Genomic DNA, 6882 nt, shown 5'->3' with positions numbered 1-6882 from the left:
GGTATGTTCGATTACGATTTCGTTCCCGAAAATATCATTATCCCCGCCGCTGGCGCTATAAAAAAATGCCCACGACAGCGGAATATATTCCTTCGGATGCGGGTAATTGACCGCCGTGATATGTATCCTGTTATTGAAAACCCTGTTCCCGTAAGCCCCGTTGGGCGCACCCGGCTTCGCGCGGTAATCGGCGATGCGGATCGCATTGGCGCTGTACTCTTCTTTACCATACTCGCAGGTAGGCGGGGAAGTGCGGATTTTAATCGTATTGTTGAAGATGTCGATATACTTTTTAGTGTTCCGGCTCGATATAGTTATCGGAGATGCGCGAGCTGTCGCCCATGGCCATGATGCTGTAATGATTGGTGACAGCCTGGCGGTTATAGAATTTGTTATGGTGGATGTCGGAATGCTTGCCTTTAAAAACCAGGCAACCCTGCCCGCCGTAAAACTCCGAGAAAGACACCTGCGAAGCTTGCTTCCCGCGCAGATCCACGCCGTAGAAGTTACTACCGTGGCGGTTGACAAGGAACGGATTGGTGACATCGAAACGGCAACTCGTGATGGTCGCATTCGTCACATCCACGGCGATCGCATTGATGCCGGAAGTTTTTATCGATACGTTGCTCAATACCAGGCGAACGTCTTCCGCGGAAGATTGAATCCCCCAGGAAATGGCGCCTTCCGCCCCGCTCTCGATCTGCCCGTTCCGGATATTCACCACACCCCTTCCGCTTGCCACCGGGATGCCCGGCAAGGGCCTTCCGGAAGCGGGGTCGGCCGTGTAATCGAAGAAAGCCGCGAACAGGGATTGGTACAGGTGATCGTAATGCCCCCGCGCCCAGGTTTCCCCAACTATCCCGACGCCCACATCCTGCGTGGGACGAATATCAATTTCATCCACCAGGCAATCCGTATCGGCCCGTACGCGCACCCGGTACTTACCGGCGGGCAGGCCCTGCAGGTGCGCAAACACAAAGCCCCCGCCCAGCCTGGGGCTCCGCTTTTCCACGGGCGCGCTCAGCATGGTGGTATCCCGGTACGCGGTCGTACATTTCACCTCGCGCCCCTGTCCATCTTCCACAAACACGCTCACTTTCATTTCGTTGCGCACATCTCCTTTCATCTGCGGATCATGGAAATGCCAGCCAGTTACCCCGCACATGGCGATATAGGAACGGTTCGCCACCGGCAGCTGTACATACCCCGAACGGATTTCGTCCCCGGCTTTCAACCGCAGCAATTTCTCCCCCACAAATACATGCACGTCGGCTGTATTTTCGACTTTCGCACCAGGCGCGGCAGACACATCCCAACCCTTTAAACCCTCTTCAAAGCCCCGGTTGGCAATATGCCCGTAACCCGCATCCGCATAGCGAATCGTGTATCCGTTCAGATCCAGCGTTACATCTTTCCCGAGGAAAATCGCGCTACGTTCCGCCACCACATCCCGCGTGAGCACGTACGTGCGGCCGGGCTCCCCGTAATTACCAGGGCCCGAAACCGGAATTTCTCCCGGAAGCAGCTCCCGGTGCGGCACCGGTGAATACTGCGCTACCGAAACAGTCGTTATACATACGCCGAAAAAACAAACCAGGCTCCGGATCATCATAAACGTGGCATTCATTCATCAACAATTTATCGTTTTCCAATTAAATAAACCAGGTACGGCGCCATCAGGAGGAAAGGGATCACCCAGATCGCCCAGTAAGAGAATTTCTCGAACGGATTATTGACATTGTACACATGCTTGTGTTTCCCGAAAATATCCACCATCAGTTCCGTCGTGTACGGTTCTTTAGCTTCGGGATAATACAGCGCCGCCATCTGCGCATACGGCGCGCGCGCCAGCTCCGGGTTCGCGGTAAGCGCCGCGGTATCGTGGGGCACGGCCACGCCAAAATCAGGGTCGAGGATCAGGGCGGAGTTGTCGTTCAGCTCAGCGCGCACCACCACGTGGCGGCCGCCCACATCCAGCAATTCCGCTTTGATGCCATTCTTCAACAAATAACCCTTCAATACGATGGAATGCCCCGAACACACGCCCACGCCTCTTTCCAGGCCCTTTTTATAATCCGTGAACTCATATCTTTCATATTTCTCCGGTTTCACGTACGACGCGCCATACAGCAGGTAATTCTCCCACACCGGCACGCGCATGTTGAATTTATCGATCCCTTCGCGCTTCCAGTAATGCGCAAACCCGTCATGGATCACACCATTGATGCGCACGGCATAGTCGCGCTCAGATTCACCCGGCTGCTTTTCCAGCTGCTGCCGGATCTCAGGATATTTAATCTTCACATCCCCGATCCTGTTTTTGATGGTATGCTCCAGCGTATACAATTCCGGGTTACGCATGGATTTGAACAAACCGAAAATGTTGATGCACAGGAGCAACAGTCCGGCAGCGAATAATACGAGGAATATTTTCTTTTTCATGTCTGATAAATTTATAGGTAGAACAGAACGCTATTTCAAAGGAGAAGCGAGATACTTCTCGATGTCCTGCCAATGGCGCATCATGATTTTTCTTTTCTGTTTCAGTTGCGCCGCCAGGTCGGGCCCCAGCAGAAAGCGGTCTTCGTACAGCGGCTTATCCGCTACGATCACCTGTTGCGCGCCGCCGTTTTCCAGCAGCCGGATCATGGCATTGGTATTATCGAGCTCGTCGCGCATGATATTATTGAATGTGATGAAGTCGGGGTGGCCGGTCCAGCTGGAAGCTTTGTCCGGCAGGTGCGCCGGTCCTGCAAGCGCTTCCGCATTGCGGTCGCGGATCGCTTGTGCGGCGGCGAAGTTGCCGCAGCTGCGTATAATACTGGCGTGGATGCGTAGGGAAGTAGCCATGCGCGCGAAGAAGTCTTTCTGCGGGGCCTGCGCATCGAGCTGGTCAAAAAGCGTTGCCGCGCGCTGGATGCGCGACACGTAATTCGCGACAACATTCGGCGGAACGGTGAATCGCCCGCCGTGGATATCGGTATAATCCATCCGCGCTTCTTCCTGGGAAACATTGAAAACGTAAGGCAGGAAATACGCTTCTTCCGCCGGCGTCAGCAACTGGGGCGCCACTACCAGCGGGCGCGTCATCAGGCGGACAGTTACGCCCCAATACAGGGAATGCACGGCCGGGAAGGTGGCGGATTTATACGAGAAAGCATCCTGCAGGGCCACGCAGGCGTTGGTAAGGGTTTCGGCGGATTGCGGGCTGCCCCATTCCCGGCAAAGTTTTTTCAGTTCGGCCATTTCCCCGTCGGCGCCCTGCCAGGACGCGGTATCGCGAAAACGGCGCGCAACGAGGTTAATGATCATTTCCGACATATCGGCCCGCTCTGCGCCGCGGTCATAAGCCGCGCGCAGGGTGATAAAGATGGTTTTATTTTCGTTGCGGGGCAGCGTTTGCAACTGGTTCAGGAAAGCGACGGGATTGAGGACGCCGGTCACGGGGTACAGGCTTCCGAGCGTGCCGCCTACATTCACGACGGCACGGCGGTTGTTGCTTTTGAAGTAACATCCGGCCGGGAGCTCCGCTTCGATGCTGGCGCGTTCCGCTTCCGAGAAATTGGAATTGCTTTCGTCGAGGTAAATGGACAGCTTCCTGCCGGCGCGCGCCGCGCCTTCCTGATAGGCTTCCAGCAGCTGGCGCACCCGTTCGCCGGTGCTCATATGCTTGCATTGCGCGGGTCCGTTGGCGCCGGTGTACAGCCAGTCCGACCAGCAGATCCCTGCGCCCGCGTCGTTGGTTTTAAAAGAGAAGCTGGTGATTTCGGGGGCCTGGCGCAGCATTTCCGTCATCATTCCCGCCAGCAGCTCGCGGGTTTCTTTCTGATGGACGCAAGGCGCAAACTCCATCTGGGTGCTCCTCCGGGGATGATCGACCCTGGCGCCGAGAAACGCTGGATAAGCTTCAAAAAACGCGGCGGGCATGAAGTTCGGTTCGTAGCCCAGGAACGACGCTTCCATTCCGGCTTCCCGGAGGATTTTGGTTTTCTCCAGCAGCAGCTGGCGGTTCTTTTTAACGAATTCGGCAGGGATAAACGGGGCCAGCCGGGCATCCGGGAAAAATTTGAACGGCGTGGGATTGGCGCTGGCGTATTCATGCCAGGCGCTTCCTTTCTCAGGGATTTCGTGAAAACTTTTATCCGCCAGGGTGCTGACGTTCACCTGAATTTTACCATAAGGTTTTAAAACTTCGAGTTGGCGCACTAATTTCCTGAACCCGGCAAGGTCTTTCAGCGGGGCATTGATGACGAACACCCTGCCGGTATCCGCCGTGGAAGCGGCTTTAGTTGGTTGCGTTAAGAACAGGCAGCCCCAGAACATCGACAACCAGCCCAAGGCAGGCCATCTTTCGGCACAGCAAAATTTCATATCGTGATACGTTTTGAGAAAAGCTAAAGAAAATTGAAAAATAACGTAAAGCAAATAAAACACTTCTTATTCTTATTTCAAAACCTTATCTTCATAAAAATTTCAAAATAAAAATAAGTTTTTGAAAATGATTTATCCCTTTCAGCACTTTCATAGCATTTTCGGACGGATATGGACGGTTATATTGACTGTTTTCAGCACAAGCGCCCACGCACAAACCGACACCAGCCATTATTCCACCGTTTTCGGCGGCACGAAGCCCTATCGCATCTATCTCCCGGCCAGCTACCACGCACAGCCCAACAAGAAGTTCCCGGTTATTTATTACTTCCACGGCAACAAAGGTGATCACCAACTGCCCTTCGGTGGCGTTCCGGCGCTGGTGAATGACGCGTCCGTTATACTCGTCGCCTGGAACGGGCGCTCCGTTCCGCAAGACGACCGGCCCTACAACATCGGCTATCATTCCAATATCAATTACCAGGTCCAGTTTAAGGATTATTTCCTGGAGCTGGTCCATCATATCGATTCCAGCTACCGCACCCTTACCGACCGCGCCAACCGCGGGCTGATCGGGCACAGTATGGGAGGGTTCATGTCTTTCTTCCTCGCCGGAAAATACCCGCAACTGGTCAGTATTTCCGTCAATTCGAAAGGCTCGCCGGAGTTTTTCGCGGGCTCGCCTTCGCGGCATACCCTTTACCAGCAGCGTTATATGTTTAAAAACTTCAAAGGCGTGAAACAGGAACCGAAGCTGGATTTTAGCTACGAGGCATATGAAGGGCCGCACCAATTGAATTTCGAGCAATTCAGAGATGCTTTCCGGTTTGTGGCCGGATCCATCGGCACGACAGCCCCTCCGCCGCAAAGGTGGCATCATGCCGACCTGTACTCCGAATTCGATGTTTGGGATTATGCCGTAAAAAGCAACCTCACCACACCAGGATACATCGAGCTCAACGGCGTTACCCAGGGCGGCTTTACCGCACAAACCCGCGCCTGGCAACCGGACGGGCCTTCCATACCAGGCACCGACCTGCAGATCAGCACGGCGCCGGTCTACCGGCCAAACGCCACCTACTCCATATTGCAATACGATAAAAACAAAGACTCCCTTTCCAACCGCACCATCACCGCCGACGCAACAGGCCGCATCCAAATCAACACCGGTGGTACGCCCGTCATCTTTGGCATCCGCACCAAAAACTCCGCACCAGAGATCGTGCTGGCCGACTTCAACGCCGGCCGTAAAGATCATTTCCTTCCGCACAAAACGCCCGCATCCATCCGCCTGCGCCTCCTGAACCGCGGCGGCAGCACATCCGGCAAATTAACCGCCACCCTATCCACCACCACTCCCAGCGTCAGCATTTCGCAACCCTCCATCCAGCTGCCCGCCATCACATCCGGACAACTCGCCTGGACAGACGCCAGCTTCAACGTAACCGCCAACCAGGAACCTCCGGCCGACGGCTCCAGCCCATTCGTAAAATTCCAATTGACGATAAAAGACGAAAAAGGCCACAGCTGGGAAGAAGAATTCGACGCACTTCCCTTTTTCGCAGTTAACACTTTCAATGAAATCGGGATCGACGACGGCGACAGCGAGATATACGGCAGCGGCAACGGCAACAATATCGCCGAGCCGGGAGAAAAAATCATGATCTACCAGTTCAGCCATCGTACTAAATTATACTTCGAAGATCCCTATATTGTATCCGAAACCTTGCACGACGACCTGCAGCCCGACAAATGGGGCGACGGGTACGCACTTTCTTCCCTGATCCGGATCGCGAAGAATTGTCCGCCGGGCCACGTGATCCGATTCCTTGCCTGTTATGAAGTGAAAGAATGGAAAACGATCAAGCGCAACGTGACCTGGGGCACCTTTTCCATCACGGTCGGTCAATAATGTATACTTAGCATGCAACACATTTATTTCCGGGCACTGTTATTATTGCTCTTCCTGGCGCCAGTCGCAACTTTCGCACAAAACATACATGTAAATTTCACCGGGCGCGTGGAACATTTCACGAACGGCAGCACAGGCATTTATTGGCCCGGAACCACTATCAGCACCCGTTTTACCGGCACGTCAGTAAAAGTTGACCTGGAAGATGCGACTGGCAAAAATTTCTACCGGGTCATCGTCGACGGCCAGCCCGTCCGCGACTTTACGCCCGCTTATGGAAGGAAAACGTATGTTATCGCGGAAAATCTTGCACCGGGGGAGCATACCGTCACGCTTCACCGGCAGACTGACTGGTACAATGGCATTAGCACTTTTCATGGATTTCACTATGAAGGAAAAGCAAAAACCCATCGAATCAAAACACCGCGCCGCCGGATCGCGTTTTATGGTAATTCGATAACGGTTGGCGCAGGTATGCGCGAGCGCGATACGGCATACAAAGGGCCGTCCACCAACAATTATTTGAGCTACAGCGCCCTCACGGCCAGGCATTTCGGCGCCGAATACCATTGCAATTCGTCCAGCGGGATCGGGCTGAT

The 6882-nt window shown here is 54.2% G+C and carries 5 protein-coding genes; 2 read left to right on the top strand and 3 right to left on the bottom strand.

Annotated elements, in window-relative coordinates:
- Positions 1-292 precede the first annotated feature (292 nt).
- From Q0510_RS03335 to Q0510_RS03325, 3 genes are read right to left on the bottom strand one after another with little or no spacing between them, the layout of a single operon-like run.
- Entirely contained in the window at positions 293-1627 is a 1335-nt protein-coding gene (locus Q0510_RS03335) for a hypothetical protein (protein ID WP_298708245.1), read from the bottom strand.
- 11 nt (positions 1628-1638) lie between these two features.
- The gene (locus Q0510_RS03330) at positions 1639-2442 is read right to left on the bottom strand and encodes a hypothetical protein (RefSeq protein ID WP_298708243.1); all 804 of its coding nucleotides are present in this window, start codon (positions 2440-2442) and stop codon (positions 1639-1641) included.
- A 30-nt stretch (positions 2443-2472) separates the two neighbouring features.
- Positions 2473-4371 (bottom strand): hypothetical protein, encoded by a 1899-nt coding sequence (locus Q0510_RS03325; RefSeq protein ID WP_298708242.1) that lies wholly within the window; start codon positions 4369-4371, stop codon positions 2473-2475.
- A 127-nt stretch (positions 4372-4498) separates the two neighbouring features.
- Between Q0510_RS03325 and Q0510_RS03320 the strand changes: the two genes are divergently transcribed.
- Together Q0510_RS03320 and Q0510_RS03315 are read left to right on the top strand one after the other, a co-directional pair.
- Positions 4499-6283, top strand: a complete 1785-nt coding sequence (locus Q0510_RS03320) for an alpha/beta fold hydrolase (protein ID WP_298708247.1) — start codon at positions 4499-4501, stop codon at positions 6281-6283.
- A gap of 12 nt (positions 6284-6295) precedes the next feature.
- Positions 6296-6882 (top strand): hypothetical protein (locus Q0510_RS03315; RefSeq protein WP_298708240.1); only part of this gene is annotated, 587 nt, incomplete at its 3' end.

Origin of the sequence: uncultured Chitinophaga sp., from assembly GCF_937874145.1 — a bacterium.
Classification (GTDB): domain Bacteria; phylum Bacteroidota; class Bacteroidia; order Chitinophagales; family Chitinophagaceae; genus Chitinophaga.
Note: the sequence above shows the minus strand (reverse complement) of the source record. Positions and strands in the feature narration are given on the sequence as shown.